Origin of the sequence: Jiangella sp. DSM 45060 (assembly GCF_900105175.1) — a bacterium.
Classification (GTDB): Bacteria; Actinomycetota; Actinomycetes; order Jiangellales; family Jiangellaceae; genus Jiangella.
On sequence record NZ_LT629771.1, the window covers coordinates 5,473,288 to 5,489,932 of the forward strand.

Genomic DNA, 16,645 nt, shown 5'->3' on the forward strand with positions numbered 1-16,645 from the left:
CTAAGCCAAGTGACTGTCGGAGGCTGTCGTGGCAACCCTGCTCTACCGGATCGGGCGGTTCTCGTACCGGAGCCGCCGCCTGGTCGGGGCCGTCTGGCTGGCGGTGATCGCGCTGGCCGGAGTGGCCGCCGCGACGCTGTCCAGCCCGACGGCGGACTCGTTCGCGATCCCGGGCACCGAGTCGCAGGAGGCGTTCGACCTGCTGCAGGAGCGCTTCCCCGGCTCGTCGCCGGACGGCGCTGCGGCACGGCTGGTGTTCGCGGCGCCCGACGGCGGCGCCGTCACCGACCCGGACCACCAGCGGGCCATCGCCGGCGCCGTCGCGGAGATCGAGGCCGGGCCGCAGGTGGCGAGCGTCGCCGACCCGTTCACGTCGGGCCTGGTGTCCGAGGACGGCCGCATCGCGCTGGCCGAGGTCACCTACACCGTCGACTTCTTCTCGATGGAGACCGAGACCCGCGAAACGCTCGAGCACGCCGTCGAGACCGCCGGCGATTCCGGCCTGCGGGTCGAGCTGGCCGGCACCGCGGCCGAGCCGGAGCCCGAACTGGGCAGCGAGCTGCTCGGCATCGCCGTCGCCGCGCTGGTGCTGATCCTGACGTTCGGGTCGCTGCTCGCGGCCGGCATGCCGCTGCTCACCGGCGTCGTCGGGGTGGGCGTCGGCGTCGCGCTGGTCACGGCGGCGACGTCGTTCGTCGACCTCAGCACGATCACGCCGATCCTCGCCACGATGCTGGGGCTGGCCGTCGGCATCGACTACGCGCTGTTCATCGCCTCGCGGTACCGGCACGAGCTGGCCACCGGCCGGCCCGGCGACGAAGCGGCCGGCCGGGCCATCGGCACCGCCGGCACCGCGGTCGTGTTCGCCGGGCTCACCGTCGTGATCGCGCTGGCCGGGCTGTCCGTCGTCGGCATTCCCATGCTGACGGAGATGGGCCTGGCCGCTGCGCTCACCGTCGCGATCGCCGTCGTCATCGCGCTCACCCTGCTGCCGGCGCTGTTCGGGTTCGCCGGACGGCGCATGCTGGCGCGGCTGCCGGGGCTGCGGTCCCGGGCCACCGACCCGGAGGACGACGACGCGCCGCGGCTGAGCCGGCGGTGGGCCGGCCTCGTCACCCGGCACCCGGTGGTGGCGCTGACGGCGAGCGTCGCGGGCCTCGCGGTGCTCGCGCTGCCGGTGCTGGACGCGCGGTTCGGCCTGCCCGACGAGGGCACCTACCCGGCCGACACAAGCCAGCGGCAGGCCTACGACCTCACCGTCGAGGGGTTCGGGCCGGGCTTCAACGGCCCGCTCATGGTGATCGTCGACGGCGAGGGCGCCGAGGCCGCGGCCGCCGAGGTCGCTGGGGAGTTGCAGGGGCTCGACGGTGTCGCGATGGTCGCGCCGCCGGAGCTCGACGAGGCCGGCCGGACCGCCGTCGTCACCGTCGTGCCCGCCAGCGGCCCGTCCGACGCGGACACCGAGCGGCTGGTCGAGGCGATCCGCGCCGAGCTGGCCGGGCCCGGCGCGCCCGCCGGGACGACCGTCCTCGTCACCGGACTGACCGCGCTGTACATCGACTTCTCCGAGCGGATGTCGGACGCACTGCTGCCCTACCTGCTGGTCGTCGTCGGGCTGTCGTTCGTGCTGCTGATGCTCGCGTTCCGGTCGCTGGTGGTGCCGGTGAAGGCGACGCTCGGGTTCCTGCTGACGATGGCGGCGACGCTCGGAGCGATGGTCGCGGCGTTCCAGTGGGGCTGGCTCACCGGCATCGGCATCGACGAGGTCGGCATGATCAACAGCATGCTGCCGATCATCGTCGTCGGCATCGTGTTCGGCCTGGCCATGGACTACGAGGTGTTCCTGGTGACGCGCATGCGCGAGGCGTACGTGCACGGCGAGCCGGCCGTCCGCGCCGTCACGACCGGGTTCGGGCACGGCGCGCGGGTGGTCACTGCGGCGGCGATCATCATGATCAGCGTGTTCGGCGGGTTCGTGCTGAACGAGGCGGCCGACATCAGGCAGATGGGGTTCGCGCTGGCCGTCGCGATCGCCGTCGACGCGTTCGTGGTGCGCATGACGATGGTGCCTGCGGTGCTGGCGCTGGTCGGCGACCGCGCCTGGTGGCTGCCGCGCTGGCTGGACCGGCTGCTGCCGAACGTCGACATCGAGGGCGCCCGGCTCACCGACGCCCTGGCCGATCAGAACCGCCAGCGGGTCGCCGTCAGCCCGTCGACGCCGTAGCCGAACCCCGTCGCCGGGGTGATCTCGAAGAACGCGTACTCCGGCGAGCCGGGCAGCGAGTCGTCGTACACCCGGCCGTCGCGCAGCCCGAACCGCCAGTCGTACTTCGCGGCGAACGCGGCGGCCAGCTCGCGCTGCCGCGCGGTGTCGGTGACGTGGACGGCGGTGCCCTCGACGACGAGGTCGCCGCCGTCGGTCGCCGCCGTGACGACGCAGTCGCCGTCGCGGCGCAGGTTGCGGCCCTTCACCGAACCCGGGCGGGTGCTGACTGCGAGCGTGCCGCCCAGCCAGACGCCGAGCACCGGCATGACGTGCGGCCGGCCGCCCGGCCGCCCCGTCGCCAGCCAGTACTTCGGGACCGCGGCCAGCAGCTCGGCGGCGACCGGCCAGGGCAGCAGATCGGCCTCGTCGGTGCTCATCGGCGTGGCGTCCTCGGGCCGGAACAGCGGCTCGGTGGTCGGGCTCATGGCGCCTCCGTCGTCGCGGGGTACTCGTCGTGCAGGCGCCACCACTCGTACGGCGGCGTCTGCGGCCGGCCGGCGGGCGAGTCCTCCCAGGTCTCCTGCCGCCCGTACGGCGTGAGGTCGAGGATGTTGAGGTCGAAGCGCAGCCGGTCGACGCCGCGCGCCGTCGTGACGTAGGTGCGGTAGACCTCGTCGCCGTCGCGCAGCAGGACGCTCAGGGCGAACCCGCCACCGGCGCCGATGTCGGTACTGAACGAGCTGCCGCGCGACGAGTAGACCGGCGCGCTCCAGCCCATCCGCCGCCAGTACGCGGCCAGCTGAGGCATCGGCATGTCGCTCACGACGGCGAAGCCGGTGTCGCGGGCGTGCAGGTGGGACAGGTGGCCCACGCTGTCGATGACGCACGCGCAGCCGGTGCAGTAGTCGTCCGGCCCGTTGTCCATCATCTGGTAGATGACCAGCTGACGGCGGCCGCCGAAGAGGTCGAGCAGGCTCCGTTGCCCGTCCGGACCGGTGAACACGTGGTCGCGGGAGAACGGGGTCATCGGCAGCCGGCGCCGCTCGGCCGCCAGCGCGTCGAGCGCCCGAGTGGCCGCCTTCTCTTTCGCGAGCAAGCTGTCGCGGGCCGCCTGCCAGACGTCCGGAGTGACGATCGGTGGGAGCGGCGACATGAGTCCTCCTCGTCTACTGAGTTCCTTGAGGGAACTCACGCTAACGTAGTAAGTTCCTTCAAGCAACTGACTGGGGAGATGGCATGCAGCGCACCGACTTCGGCGACATGGCCTGCTCCATCGCGCGGACGCTGGCCGTCGCGGGCGAGCCGTGGTCGCCGTTGATCATCCGCGACGTGTGGGTCGGGCTGCGCCGCTTCGACGAGCTGCAGCGCGACCTCGGCATCTCCCGCAAGGTGCTCACCGAGCGGCTGGCCTGGCTGGTCGGGCAGGGCGTGCTGGAGCGCCGTCAGTACTCCGACCGGCCGCCGCGGCACGAGTACGCACTCACGCCGAAGGGGCTGGAGCTGACCGAGGTGCTGATGGCGATCACCACCTGGGGCGACCGCTGGACGGCGGGCGCGGCCGGCCCGCCGGTGCTGCTGCGCCACCGCGGCTGCGGCGAGCACGTGCACGCCGAGGTGCGCTGCTCACACTGCGGCGAGCCGCTGCACGGCGACGACGTCGAGGTGGAAGCGGGTCCCGGCGCGCGTTAGCCCAGCGCGTCGCGGGCGCGGGCGAACGCCTGGGTGGCCTCGCGCAGGTCGTCGAGGGTGTGCGCCGCGGACACCTGGGTGCGGATGCGGGCCGCTCCGTGCGGGACCACCGGGTAGCTGAAGCTGACCGCGTACACCCCCTCGGCGAACAGCAGCTCCGACAGCCGGGCCGCGCGGGCGGCGTCGCCGATCATGACGGGGACGATCGGGTGGGTGCCGGGCAGCACGTCGAAGCCGAGCGCCGTCATCTCGGCGCGGAAGAACTCGGTGTTCTCGCGCAGCCGCGCCCGCAGCTCGCCGCCGGAGACCAGCCGTTCCAGCACCGCCGACGCCGCCGCGACGATGGACGGCGCGACCGAGTTGGAGAACAGGTACGGGCGCGAGCGCTGGCGCAGGTACTCGACGATCTCCGCCCGCCCGGACGTGTAGCCGCCGCTGGCGCCGCCGAGCGCCTTGCCGAGCGTGCCGGTGACGATGTCGACGCGGTCGCGCACCCCGAAGTGGTCGGGGGTGCCGCCGCCGTGCTCGCCGATGAATCCGACCGCGTGCGAGTCGTCGACCATGACCAGCGCGTCGTACTGCTCGGCGAGGTCGCAGATGCGGTCGAGCGGCGCGAGGTAGCCGTCCATCGAGAACACGCCGTCGGTGGCGATCAGCCGGAACCGCGCGTCCTGCGCCTCCTTCAGCCGCGCCTCCAGCTCGGCCATGTCGGCGTTGGCGTAGCGCAGCCGCCGCGCCTTCGACAGCCGGATGCCGTCGATGATGCTGGCGTGGTTGAGCGCGTCGGAGATGACGGCGTCGTCGGGGCCGAGCAGCGTCTCGAACAGACCGCCGTTGGCGTCGAAGCAGGAGCCGTACAGGATGGTGGCCTCGGTGCCGAGAAACTCGGAGATGCCGCGCTCCAGCTCGGTGTGGATCGTCTGCGTGCCGCAGATGAAGCGCACCGACGCCATGCCGAAGCCCCACTCGTCGAGACCGCGCTTGGCCGCCTCGATCAGCCCGGGGTCGTCGGCGAGGCCGAGGTAGTTGTTGGCGCACAGGTTGAGGACGCTGCGGCCGTCGGCGAGCGTGACCCGGGCGCTCTGCGGGCTGCCGATGACGTGCTCGGGCTTGTAGAGACCGGCCGACCGGATCTCGTCGAGGTTCTTGCGCAGCTCGTCGCGCATCGTTCCGTACATGGCCGTCCTCCTGCTACCGCTGCGCCCACTCGATGATGACCTTGCCGCTGTGCCCGCTGGCCGCCGCCTCGAACGCCGCCTCGTGCTGGTCGACGGCGAACCGGTGGGTGACGACGCGGGAGATGTCGACGCCGGCGGCGACCAGGACGGACGCCTGGTACCACGTCTCGTACATCTCGCGGCCGTAGATGCCGCTGATGGTGATCATGCGCAGCACGATGCGCGACCAGTCGACGCTGCTCTCCTTCGACGGCAGGCCGAGCATGGCGATGCGCCCGCCGTTGGCCATGCCCTCGATCATGTCGTGCAGCGCGATGGGGTCGCCCGACATCTCCATGCCGACGTCGAACCCCTCGGCCATGCCCAGTTGCCGGCGCACCTCCTCCAGCGTCGTCGACCGGACGTCGACGGTGGTGCCCGCGCCCAGGCGCTCGGCCAGCTCGAGGCGGTACGGGTTGACGTCGGTGAGGACGACGTTGCGGGCCCCGGCGTGCCGGGCGACGAGCGCGGCCATGATGCCGATGGGCCCGGCGCCGGCCACCAGCACGTCCTCGCCGTGCACCGGGAACTTCAGCGCGGTGTGGACGGCGTTGCCGAACGGGTCGAAGATCGCGGCGGCATCGAGGTCGATGCCGTCGGGATGCCGCCACAGGTTGCCGGCCGGCATGACGATGTACTCGGCGAACGCGCCGTCGCGGTTGACGCCGATGCCCTCGGTGTTGGGGCACAGGTGCCGCTGCCCGGCGCGGCAGTGCCGGCACCGCTCGCACACGATGTGGCCCTCGCCGCTGACGAGGTCGCCCACCTGGACGCCGCGGCTGCCGGGGCCGACCTCGACCACCTCGCCGACGAACTCGTGGCCGACGATCAGCGGCGGGCGGATGTTCGCCTGCGCCCACGGGTCCCAGCTCACGATGTGCAGATCGGTGCCGCAGATGCCGGTGCGCAGGACCCGGACCAGCGCCTCGCCCGCACCGGCCATCGGCATCGGGACGTCCGTCAGTTCCAGCCCGGCGCCGGGTGCGGCCTTGACCAGTGCTCTCACTCGCGCGAGCGTAACGCACCCTTCCACCGCGCCCGCACAACGCTGCTGGTCGCGGATGTGCCGGCTGCCTTTGCAATGAGCACCAATACGCATCATGAACGAGGTGATGCGTATTGGTGCTCATTGCAAAGGGGCCGGGAGTCCACCTCGTGAGACGACGTCGGCTAACGTACGGCGAATGCAGGTGGTCATCGCTGGCGGACACGGACAGATCGCGCTCCAGCTGGAACGGCTGCTCACCATGCGTGGCGACACCGCGGTCGGCCTCATCCGCAATCCCGAGCAGGCCGGCGACCTCGCGTCGAACGGAGCCACGGCGGTCGTCATCGACCTGGAGAAGGCGACGGTGGACGAGGTGGCCGCCGAGGTGCGCGGCGCCGACGCCGTCGTGTTCGCGGCCGGCGCCGGGCCGGGCAGCGGCGCGGCCCGCAAGGACACCGTCGACCGCGGCGCGGCGGCACTGCTGGCCGACGCTGCCGAGCTGGCCGGCGTGCGGCGCTACCTCCTGGTGTCGGCGATGAACGCCACCACCGAGCCGCCGGCCGACCCCGACGACGTCTTCCAGGTGTACCTGGCGGCCAAGGGCCAGAGCGAGGCCGACCTGCGCCGGCGCGACCTCGACTGGACGGTGCTGCGGCCCGGCGCCCTCACGAACGACGCCGGCAGCGGGACGGTGCGGCTGGCGCGGTCGGTCCCGCGCGGCCGGGTCAGCCGCGACGACGTCGCCGCCGTGCTGCTGGCACTGCTGGACGAGCCGGGCACGGCGCGGCTGACGCTCGAACTGGTCGGCGGCGACGTCCCGGTCGACGACGCGGTGCGGCGGCTGGCCGGCTGAGACGGAGTCGAGGGCGGCCGGCGGGCGGCCTAAGCTGTGCGCCGTGGCCGCCGAACCGACCTCCGGTCCCGCTCTGACCCCCGATCCGATCACCCTTGCCGTCCTCGAGCTCGCGCTCCTGGGCATCGCCGCGCCCGGCTCCGCCGCGCCGCCGCCCGCCGTCGCCGTCGAGCTCGATCCGCTGCCCGGCAGGAAGCCGGCGCCGGGCACGGAGATCACCGTCACCGACGCCGAGGGCGCACCGGTCGCCGTCCTCACCGTCGAGTCCGCGGCCACCCGCAAGCGCCGGCTGACGGTCAAGGGGACGGTGCGCCGCGCGGCGGCCGCCACGGACGACGACGAGCCGCGCGGGGCGTACTCGGGGCTGCGACGTGCGCCGGGACGGGCGAAGGCGACCGGCGCCGCGGTCGTCGTGACCCGCGACCCCGTCGACCTGCGCACGCTCGAGGCCGCGACGGCGAAGGCCGGCCAGCCGGTGCTGCTGATCGTGCTGGACGGGCCGCGCGCCGTGCCCGGGCCGGACGCCGCCGACGTCGTCTCCGCGACGCTGACGCTGCGCGACCGGCTGCGCCGCGACGGCCGCCGGGCCGACCTGATCGTCGTCCCGGCGCCTCAGTACGGCGACGACCGCGACGACGAGCTGGCCGAGCGCATCGCCGTCGCGTACGGCGGCACCCGGGTCGTGGCCGCGCAGCCGCCGTCGCCGCAGGCGCTGCACGACTGGCTCGACGGCACCGCGGCCGAGCCGGCCGACTGGCCCCCCGCCAGCCGGCACGCGTGGCGGCGCTGGCGGCCGCTGCCGCAGGAGCGCGGGCTGGTGCTGTTGTTCACCGGGCTGTCCGGGTCGGGCAAGTCGACCATCGCGCGGGCCGTCACCGACCGCATCGCCGAGATCGGCACCCGCACGGTCACCCTCCTCGACGGCGACGTCGTGCGGCGCCACCTCTCCGCCGGGCTCGGGTTCTCCAAGGAGGACCGCGACCGCAACGTCGAGCGCATCGGGTTCGTCGCCGCCGAGATCGCGAAGCACGGCGGCGTCGCGGTGTGCGCGCCGATCGCCCCGTTCGCCGCCACCCGGGCCCGGGTCCGCGCGCTGGCCGAGGCCCACGGCGACTTCCTGCTGATCCACGTCGCCACCCCGCTGGCCGAGTGCGAGCGGCGCGACCGCAAGGGCCTCTACGCGCGCGCCCGCGCCGGCGAGATCGCGGAGTTCACCGGCATCTCCAGCCCCTACGAGGAGCCCGGCGACGCCGACCTCGTGCTCGACACCACCGGCATGTCGATCACCGCGGCCCGCGACGCCGTCATCACCCTGCTCGACCAGGGCGGACGGCTCTGACCTCATCCGGGCAACCATTGCCCTGCTGGTCAGGCCCGTGAGGGCAAGGTCGCGGGCAAGAGCCGCCGCCCAGCCTGGGACGCATGAGCGTCACGATCACGGGAGCGCGGCGGCACACCGGGACCGGCGTGGCCGGCCGGCTCAACGACGAGTGGGACCGGCTGCGCGCCGACGGGCAGCCCGACGCGGTCGCCCGCTGGGCGGCGGCCGAGCCGGCCCTGGCCGGCTGCCGCCGTCTCGCCGACGTCGAGGCCGCGGTGGCCACGGCCGCGGCGGGCGGTGCGCGAGTGGCGAGCGGCAGCGCCGACGCCGTCCTCATCGCGCTGCTCCGGCTGGCGCACGCCGGCGACGCGCTAGCGGGGCGTACCGTGCTGCAGCTCATGCTCGGCAAGGCCATCCGCATCGCGGCCGGCCACGCGGGCCGCGACAGCCGCGAGGCGCTGGAGCACGCGGCGGTCGCCGCGCTGTGGACCGTCATCGCGACGTACCCGACGACGCGGCGGCCGGCGCGGGTGGCGGCGAACCTCGCCATGGACACCCTCGGCGTGGTCAGCCGCGAGTTGGCGCACCGCCGCACCGAGACACCCGCCGAGCCGGACGTGCTGGCGTCCGTCGCCGGCACCGACGCCGACGACTCCGCCGGCACCGGCCTCACCGAACTGCTCGCGTGGGCGGTCGACGCCAAGGCCGTCAGCCTCGCCGACGCGCGGCTGCTGCTCGACATCTACGCGCCCGCTCCCGGCGTCGAGGGCGGGGCGGCGGCGGCCGAGCGGGCCGGCATCAGCTGGGCCGCCGCCCGGCAGCGGGCCAGCCGCGCGGCACGCCGCATCGCCGTCGCCGTCCGCTCCGACGAAGGACCTCACGACGCGCTCCCCGCGGCCTGACCGCACCACCCGGCACACTCGATTGACACCGCCCCAGGCACCGGGTCTACGTTGGAGAAACCGGGCGAGCGAGCCGCCCTGTTCCCGTGTGGTGACCACTCGTTCGGCGCATCCGCCACGAGGGAGGGAGCAGAGGTCGTGCCTGGAAACAGAGCAGTCATCTACCGGGGGCCGGGCCACGTCGAGGTCGAGTCGGTCGACTATCCGACCTTCGAGCTGAAGGACGGTCCGGGGGTCAACCCGGCGAACGTGGGGCGCCAGCTACCCCACGCGGCGATCCTCAAAGTGGTCGCGACGAACATCTGCGGCAGCGACCAGCACATGGTCCGCGGCCGCACCACGGCGCCCGAAGGGCTGGCCCTCGGCCACGAGATCACCGGCGAGGTGGTCGAGTGCGGCCGGGACGTCGAGTACATCAAGACCGGCGACCTCGTCTCGGTGCCGTTCAACATCGCCTGTGGGCGGTGCCGCAACTGTAAGGAGGGCAAGACCGGCGTCTGCCTCAACGTCAACCCGGACCGGCCCGGGTCGGCCTACGGCTACGTCGACATGGGCGGCTGGGTCGGCGGCCAGGCGGAGTACGCGCTGGTGCCGTACGCCGACTGGAACCTGCTGAAGTTCCCCGACCGCGACAAGGCGATGGCGAAGATCCTCGACCTCGCGATGCTGGCCGACATCTTCCCGACCGGCTTCCACGGCTGCGTGACGGCCGGGGTGAAGCCGGGCACGTCGGTGTACATCGCCGGCGCCGGGCCGGTCGGGCTGGCCGCGGCGACGTCGGCGTTCCTGCTCGGCGCGTCCGTGGTCATCGTCGCGGACCTGCAGCAGGAACGGCTGGAGCAGGCCCGCTCGTTCGGCTGCGAGACGATCGACGTCTCGCAGGGCGACCCGGCGGACCAGATCGAGCGGCTCCTCGGCGAGCCGGAGGTCGACTGCGCGGTCGACGCGGTCGGGTTCGAGGCCCGCGGGCACGGGGCCGACGCGCAGACGGAGCGGCCGGCGACGGTGCTGAACACGGTCATGAGCGTCACGCGGGCCGGCGGCGCCGTCGGCATTCCGGGCCTGTACGTGACGGGCGACCCGGGCGCCGGCGACGAGGCGGCGAAGGTCGGCTCGCTGTCGATCCGGCTCGGCCTGGGCTGGGCGAAGTCGCTGTCGTTCACGACTGGTCAGTGCCCGGTGATGAAGTACAACCACCACCTCATGCAGGCGATCCTGCACGACCGCACGCCCATCGCGAAGAACGTGAACGCCACGGTCATCCCGCTGGACCGCGCGCCGGAGGGCTACCAGGAGTTCGACCGCGGAGCAGCACGCAAGTACGTCATCGACCCCCACGGCATGCTGGGGTCGTCGACGTCCTAGAGAAAAGAGTGATACTGGATCCGTCGCAACGGGGCGGCGAGCAGACCCCCTCCCCATGCGTGGTGATCCACATGACCATCGACGAACGCCTCGACCTCGAGTTCGCGTACACCAGTTATGCCGACTCCTGCCGAGATCTCTACTCGCTGACGTACCGGTGCCGGCGGCCGTACGGCCACGACGGCGTGCACGCCGCCGGCTTCGGCACGCATCGGGTCCGCTGGGACCACCATCCCGACCACGGACCCGACGCGCCGCCCGTCAGCCAGTAGCCGTCCCGCCTTCCACCCGCAGCGCGAGGCCGTCGAGGATCGTCTTCAGGCCGAACTCGAAGATCTCCTCGTAGCCGAAGGAGAAGGTGTCCTCGTCCATGGCGGCCAGGGCCGGGTAGCGCCCGGTCTCCATCATCTTGACGAGCACCGGCTCCTGCGCCGCCCAGAACTCCTCCTCGGAGACGCCGGTGCGCTGCTCGGCCTGCAGCGCGTTGACGTGCGAGCGCGCCAGCGTGGTGACGAAGCCGTCGATCACCGACACCATGAGCATGAGCTGCTTGTCCGGCAGCCCGGTCGGTTTCAGCCGGCGGATGAGCCGATCGACTCCGGCGATGCTGTTCGGGCCGAGCAGCGGCCGCACCTGGTCGACCTGTGGATACCAGGGGTGGTCCAGGCACAGCTGCCAGGTGCCGCGGGCCATCTCGTCCAGCGCGGCCCGCCAGCCGACGGGCTCGTCGTCGGCGTCGCCGTCGACCGGCCCGGCGACGTGGTCGAGCATGAGGTCGAGCAGTTCGGCCTTGCCCGGCACGTAGCGGTACAGCGACATGGTGCCGACGCCGAGGTGCGCCGCGACCCGCCGCATGGACAGCGCCGCGAGGCCGTCGGCGTCGGCCACCTCGACGGCCGCGACGACGATGCGCTCGAGGGTGAGCCCCGGCTTGGGCCCGCGGGTCGGACGCTGCTGCATCCCCCACAGGAGCTCGAGGCTCTTCGAGACGTCGCCACTTCCGCTGCTGTAGTCCGTGGTCATCAGGGCAAACACTATCCGTGGAATAAACTGCGCATGGTGTACGCTTTAACGCGTACATTGTACTCGGTTTAGCGGAAGGGACTCCCTTGAGCACCTCCAGCCACGCGATCGAAGCCGAAGGACTGCAGAAGAGGTACGGCGAGAAGCGCGCCCTCGACGGCTTCGATCTCGCCGTCCCGCAGGGCATGGTCTACGGCCTCCTGGGGCCCAACGGCGCCGGCAAGACCACCGCGGTGCGCATCCTGGCCAGCCTGGTGCGCCTCGACGGCGGCCGCGCCGAGGTGGCCGGCTTCGACGTCGTCCGCGACGCCCGCAAGGTGCGCCGACGCATCGGCTTCACCGGCCAGTTCACGGCCGTCGACGAGATCCTGACCGGCCGGCAGAACCTGCGGATATTCGGCCGGTTGTTCCACCTCGGCTCGGCCCGCGCGGCCGCCCGGGCCGACGAGCTGCTCGAGCAGTTCGACCTCACCGAGGCCGCCGACAAGGGCACCAAGGAGTACAGCGGCGGCATGAAGCGCCGGCTCGACCTCGCCGCCAGCATGATCCTCGCGCCGAGGGTGCTCTTCCTCGACGAGCCGACCACCGGCCTCGACCCGCGCGGGCGCAACGAGGTGTGGACGGCGGTCCGCTCTCTGGTGTCCGGCGGCACCACGGTGCTGCTGACCACGCAGTACCTCGACGAGGCCGACCAGCTGGCCGGGCGGGTCGCCGTCATCGACCACGGCCGGGCGATCGCCGACGACACCCCGGCCGCGCTCAAGCGCCGCGTCGGCGGCGACCAGCTGGAGGTCGTGCTGGAGGAGGCGGTCGACCTGCCGGTCGCGCTGCAGGCCGTCACGCGAGTGGCGTCCGGCGAGCCGGAGGTCGACGAGGAGCTCCGGCGGGTCGCCGCGCCGGTCGAGCGGCGGGTCGCCGCCCTCACCGAGGTGGCCCGCACGCTGCAGGACGAGGGCATCGGCGTCGAGGACATCGGACTGCGCCGGCCCACGCTGGACGAGGTGTTCCTGCGGCTCACCGGACACAAACCGGAGGAGACCACCGAGACGACGACGGAGCGGACGGAGGTCCCCGCATGAGCAGCACCCTCCTCGACGACGACCTGGACGTGCCGGAGCGGCGGCTGTACTGGGCGCTGGCCGACGGCTGGACGGTCGCCCGCCGCACGCTGACGCACCTGATCAGGCAGCCGGGCAACATCGCCTGGCAGCTCGGCTTCCCGATCGTGTCGGTGCTGCTGTTCGGGTACGTGTTCGGCAGCGCGATGAGCGTGCCGGGCGGCGGCGACTACCGCGAGTACCTGATGCCCGGCATGTTCGGCATGACCATGGCGATGGGCTTCATGAACACCGCCTACGCCGTCGTCATCGACACCACGAAGGGCGTCACCGACCGGTTCCGCTCGATGCCGATGTCGCCGTCGGCCCCGGTCACCGGCCGCGGGCTGGCCGACATCGTCAGCGCCGCGCTCGACCTGGCGGTGCTGGCGGTGACGGCGCTGGTGATCGGCTGGCGCTCGGACGGCGGATTCTGGGCGACGCTGGCGGCGTTCGGGCTGCTGCTGTGGCTGCGGTTCGCGCTGATCTGGATCGGCATCTGGATCGGCCTGCTGACGCCGAACGAGGAGGCGGCCGGCAGCCTGTTCGCCGTCGCGTTCCCGTTCGCGATGATCTCCAGCGTGTTCGTCGCGCCGTCGCAGATGCCCGACTGGCTGGGCGCCGTCGCGGCGTGGAACCCGGTGTCGTCGACGGTGACGGCGGCGCGCGAGCTGTTCGGCAACCCCGCGGCACTGGGCGACAGCTGGATCGAGCAGCACGCGTTGCTCGGCGCGCTCGTGTGGCCGCTGGTCATCACGCTGGTGTTCGTGCCGCTGGCGGTGCGCCGGTTCCAGCGGCTGAGCCGGTGACGCTGCGTCAACAAATCAGGTCGAAAGGGTAGCGGAATGTGACATAGGCCACCAACATATGGCGTGTCACGTCATACAGTCCTCTTCCTCCGGGAGTGGCCCATGGCACCGCAGACCCCTCGTCCCCGCCGCCGGCTGGCCGTGTTGGCAGCCCTGCCCCTGTTCCTGGCCGGGCTGCCACTGGCCGCCGGCGCGGAACCCGAACCCGATGACGTCGCCTCGCCGGTCTCCGCCGCCGCCACCACCGGCGAGGCGAGCGAGATCGTCGAGGTCACCGTCGCCGACCAGGACGCCATCGCCGAGCTGATCGAGGCCGGCGCCGACGTCACCGAGTACACCCGGCCGGTCGACGGCGGCCTACTCGTGCACGTCGTCGCCACGCCGGCCGAGCAGGCCGTGCTGCGCGACCTCGGCTACGCCGTCGGCGAGGTCGTCGTCAGCGCCGCCGAGACCGAGGCCGTCGTCGCCGAGCGCGACGCCGCCGTCCGCCGGGTGAACCAGACCTTCGCCCGCATGGCCGAGACACTCACCCCGCTGCGCGCCGAGTGGTTCGAGAGCGTCGGCGGCCAGACCTACCTCGGTGTCGAGGTGAAGACCTCGCTCGGCGCCGACAGCAACGTGACGCTGACCGTCGGCTTCGGCGGCCAGACCGTCACGATGGACCGGTTCGTCGACGCGGGCCAGTACATCTACCACACGTTCTTCGAGCCGGTCGCGGTCGACGACGTGCCCGCCGAGGTCACCGTCACCAGCAGCGGCGGCGCCTCGATCACCGTCCCGGTGGTCGAGTGGCTCGGCGACCCGCGCCCCGATCCCGGCCCGCACTACGCGACCGGCTTCGTCGACCACTACATGGACCCGACCGAGCTGTACGACCGCATCGAGGCGCTGGCCGCGGAGTTCCCCGAGCTCGCCGAGATCGTCGAACTGCCGTACCAGACCAACGGGTACCGGCGGAAGGCGCAGGCGATGATCGGTACCGGAGCCGCGGCGTTCTACGTGACGTCGCACGACTGGGGCCACGAGGGCGGCAACGACCTGCGGCTGGAGTCGGTGAGCCCGGGCACGGCGAACAGCCCGCTGAGCGTCGGCGTCACCGGCGGCACCGTCCGGGTGTCGCTCGGCACCGACGCGGCCGGCGTGCCGAACAGCACCGCGGCGCAGGTCGTCGCGGCCGTCAACGCCTCGCCCGCGGCGTCGGCCCTGGTGACGGCGGCGACGTACCGCAGCACCGGCGGCACCGGGATCGCCGTCGCCGGCGCCCAGGACCTCACCGACGGGCTCGACGCGCCCGCGGGCGTCTCGCGCGAGCCGTTCACCGTCCGGGCCATCCGCATCGGCAAGGTCCGCGACGGGTCGCGGACCGGCGTGTTCGCGTACAGCCAGGAGCACGCCCGCGAGTGGGTGACGCCGCTGGTCGCGCTGGAGACGGCGGAGCGGCTGCTGCGCAACTACGCCAACGACGCCGACACGAAGAAGCTGGTCGACGACCTCGACATCTTCATCGTCCCTTCGGTGAACCCGGACGGCGCCCACTACTCCTTCTACGACTTCAACGGGCAGCGCAAGAACCTGACGAACTACTGCCCGGCCACGAACGGCGACCCCGCCAGCGCGAACTCCTGGGGCGTCGACCTGAACCGCAACTTCTCCGTCGGGTCGCGCTTCGACGGCTACAGCGGCGCGTCCGCGAGCTGCACCAGCGGCACCTTCTCCGGGCCGGCCGAGCTGTCCGAGCCGGAGGCGCGCAACGAGGTGTGGCTGACCGAGCAGTACCCGAACATCAGGTTCGCGATGAACGTGCACTCCTATGGCGGGTACTTCATGTGGCCGCCCGGCGCGTACGTCCAGAACGGCCGTGTCCCGCTGCCCCGTCCGACGCTGGGCGAGGAGAACTACTTCTGGGCCGCGTCCAGCCACATCCTGTCCGCCGTCCAGGGCTGGCGTGGCACGGCGGTCTGGCCCGGCCGCACCGGCCCGGTCAGCGACGTGCTCTACTCGGCGGCCGGCAACTCCGCCGACGAGCACTGGTACAACCGCGGCATCTTCGGCTGGGACTTCGAGGTCGGCGCGGACCTGTGGGACCCGGTCGAGCGGGAATGGGATCCGCAGGGCTTCCAGCCGCCGTTCGCCGAGGGCTACGAGCAGGCCATGGAGTTCTCCAACGGCCTGGTCGGGCTGCTGGAGGTGGCCCGCGCGTACGGCCGCGACAACCGGCCGCCGCGCACCACGCTCGAGCTCACCGACGCGGGCGTCACGTTCGAGGCGACCGAGCCGGTGACCATCCACTACACGCTCGACGGCAGCCGCCCGACGTACGAGTCGCCGCGGGTGGAGTCGTCCGGGCTGCGTGAGGGCGCGGCGCCGATCCCGGTCGGCGCCGGGTCGACGCGGGTGCACTGGTTCTCCGTCGACGCCGCCGGCAACATCGAGAACCGCTACGACCCGCTGCGGCCGAGCTCCAGCTACCGCAAGCAGACCGTCGAGGTCGGCTGACACCGCGCGGGGTGGGCGGGCGCCGCCCACCCCGCGCTCCACCCGGTGGCCACGATGCGACCGCGGACGAACCGGGCCGCGACCCCCGCCGTAGACTGCGTCCGTCGTCGTCGGACCGGGCACCGGGTGGGGGTCAGCATCGACGTTCTCTTCGTGTGCACGGCCGGCCGCTGCCGTTCGCCCATCGCCGCCGCCATGCTCGACACCTACGCGCCGCGGGCCGGGTCGCCGCTGGTGGGCCGGTCCGGTGCGCTGGTGGGCGCGCACGGCTCGGTGCCGCCGGTCGGCATCACGGTCATGCGCGAGCGCGGACTGGAGCTGGGCGGGCACCGCAGCCTGCCGGTGACGCCCGCCGCCGTCGCGTCGGCGGCCCTCGTGCTGGGGATGGAACGCGAGCACGTCCGGGCCGTCGTCGACGACGGCCCGGACGCCTGGGTGAAGACGTTCACACTCAAGGACTTCGTCCGCCGGGTCGAGAAGGCCGCCGTCAGGGGCCGGCACCAGCGCTTCACCGACTGGCTGCACCACGTCGGCGAAGGCCGCACCCGCGACGACATCACCGGCGACGACCCCGACGACGACATCGCCGACCCCTACGGCCAGCGCGCCTCCGTCTGGCGCGAGGTCGTCGACGAGCTCGACGACCTCGTCCGGCGGCTCATCCCGAACGTCAGCTGAC

General features: G+C 72.7%; 16 protein-coding genes. 11 read left to right on the plus strand and 5 right to left on the minus strand.

The window, feature by feature from the left end; translation table 11 throughout:
• Window positions 1-28 precede the first annotated feature (28 nt).
• Complete coding sequence (locus BLU82_RS24320; RefSeq protein WP_092623580.1) at window positions 29-2,224, plus strand: MMPL family transporter; 2,196 nt, start codon at window positions 29-31, stop codon at window positions 2,222-2,224.
• Here BLU82_RS24320 and BLU82_RS24325 read toward each other — a convergent pair.
• Window positions 2,182-2,691 (minus strand): pyridoxamine 5'-phosphate oxidase family protein, encoded by a 510-nt coding sequence (locus tag BLU82_RS24325; protein ID WP_092623581.1) that lies wholly within the window; start codon window positions 2,689-2,691, stop codon window positions 2,182-2,184. The two genes, BLU82_RS24320 and BLU82_RS24325, sit on opposite strands and share 43 nt — an antisense overlap.
• A complete protein-coding gene (locus BLU82_RS24330) occupies window positions 2,688-3,359 on the minus strand; it encodes a DUF899 domain-containing protein (protein WP_092623582.1) in 672 nt (223 codons plus the stop codon). Before BLU82_RS24330 ends, BLU82_RS24325 begins: the two co-directional genes overlap by 4 nt.
• Before the next feature lie 83 nt (window positions 3,360-3,442).
• Between BLU82_RS24330 and BLU82_RS24335 the strand changes: the two genes are divergently transcribed.
• The gene (locus tag BLU82_RS24335) at window positions 3,443-3,895 is read left to right on the plus strand and encodes a helix-turn-helix domain-containing protein (RefSeq protein WP_092623583.1); all 453 of its coding nucleotides are present in this window, start codon (window positions 3,443-3,445) and stop codon (window positions 3,893-3,895) included.
• Here BLU82_RS24335 and BLU82_RS24340 read toward each other — a convergent pair.
• Window positions 3,892-5,073, minus strand: a complete 1,182-nt coding sequence (locus tag BLU82_RS24340) for a glycine C-acetyltransferase (protein WP_092623584.1) — start codon at window positions 5,071-5,073, stop codon at window positions 3,892-3,894. The genes BLU82_RS24335 and BLU82_RS24340 overlap by 4 nt on opposite strands.
• 13 nt (window positions 5,074-5,086) lie before the next feature.
• Window positions 5,087-6,118 (minus strand): L-threonine 3-dehydrogenase, encoded by a 1,032-nt coding sequence (gene tdh, locus BLU82_RS24345; RefSeq protein ID WP_092623585.1) that lies wholly within the window; start codon window positions 6,116-6,118, stop codon window positions 5,087-5,089.
• A 178-nt stretch (window positions 6,119-6,296) separates the two neighbouring features.
• On the opposite strand from tdh, the gene BLU82_RS24350 reads away from it, so the two are divergent.
• The 5 genes from BLU82_RS24350 to BLU82_RS24370 all read left to right on the plus strand — a co-directional run bounded on the left by BLU82_RS24350 (window position 6,297) and on the right by BLU82_RS24370 (window position 10,813).
• Entirely contained in the window at window positions 6,297-6,953 is a 657-nt protein-coding gene (locus BLU82_RS24350) for an NAD(P)H-binding protein (protein WP_092623586.1), read from the plus strand.
• Between the two features lie 43 nt (window positions 6,954-6,996).
• On the plus strand, window positions 6,997-8,292 hold the full coding sequence (cysC, locus tag BLU82_RS24355; protein ID WP_197682435.1) for an adenylyl-sulfate kinase: 1,296 nt from the start codon (window positions 6,997-6,999) through the stop codon (window positions 8,290-8,292).
• Between the two features lie 83 nt (window positions 8,293-8,375).
• On the plus strand, window positions 8,376-9,176 hold the full coding sequence (locus BLU82_RS24360; RefSeq protein WP_092623588.1) for a hypothetical protein: 801 nt from the start codon (window positions 8,376-8,378) through the stop codon (window positions 9,174-9,176).
• Between the two features lie 138 nt (window positions 9,177-9,314).
• Window positions 9,315-10,541 carry a formaldehyde dehydrogenase, glutathione-independent gene (gene fdhA, locus BLU82_RS24365; protein ID WP_092623589.1) on the plus strand — a complete coding sequence of 409 codons (1,227 nt, stop codon included), beginning with the start codon at window positions 9,315-9,317 and terminating at the stop codon, window positions 10,539-10,541.
• Between the two features lie 71 nt (window positions 10,542-10,612).
• On the plus strand, window positions 10,613-10,813 hold the full coding sequence (locus BLU82_RS24370) for a hypothetical protein (protein WP_092623590.1): 201 nt from the start codon (window positions 10,613-10,615) through the stop codon (window positions 10,811-10,813).
• On the opposite strand, the gene BLU82_RS24375 is transcribed toward BLU82_RS24370, so the two are convergent.
• Window positions 10,803-11,564, minus strand: a complete 762-nt coding sequence (locus BLU82_RS24375; protein ID WP_092623591.1) for a TetR/AcrR family transcriptional regulator — start codon at window positions 11,562-11,564, stop codon at window positions 10,803-10,805. The genes BLU82_RS24370 and BLU82_RS24375 overlap by 11 nt on opposite strands.
• Before the next feature lie 86 nt (window positions 11,565-11,650).
• Here BLU82_RS24375 and BLU82_RS24380 point away from each other — a divergent pair, with 86 nt between their 5' ends.
• The 4 genes from BLU82_RS24380 to BLU82_RS24395 all read left to right on the plus strand — a co-directional run bounded on the left by BLU82_RS24380 (window position 11,651) and on the right by BLU82_RS24395 (window position 16,644).
• Window positions 11,651-12,643: an ATP-binding cassette domain-containing protein gene (locus BLU82_RS24380; RefSeq protein WP_092623592.1), complete on the plus strand. Its 993-nt coding sequence runs from the start codon at window positions 11,651-11,653 to the stop codon at window positions 12,641-12,643.
• Window positions 12,640-13,470, plus strand: a complete 831-nt coding sequence (locus BLU82_RS24385) for an ABC transporter permease (protein WP_092623593.1) — start codon at window positions 12,640-12,642, stop codon at window positions 13,468-13,470. Before BLU82_RS24380 ends, BLU82_RS24385 begins: the two co-directional genes overlap by 4 nt.
• Before the next feature lie 102 nt (window positions 13,471-13,572).
• The gene (locus tag BLU82_RS24390; RefSeq protein ID WP_092623594.1) at window positions 13,573-15,966 is read left to right on the plus strand and encodes a M14 family zinc carboxypeptidase; all 2,394 of its coding nucleotides are present in this window, start codon (window positions 13,573-13,575) and stop codon (window positions 15,964-15,966) included.
• A 126-nt stretch (window positions 15,967-16,092) separates the two neighbouring features.
• Window positions 16,093-16,644, plus strand: coding sequence for a hypothetical protein (locus BLU82_RS24395; protein ID WP_157741232.1), 552 nt, complete (start codon window positions 16,093-16,095; stop codon window positions 16,642-16,644).
• The last annotated feature ends 1 nt before the right edge of the window (window position 16,645 follow it).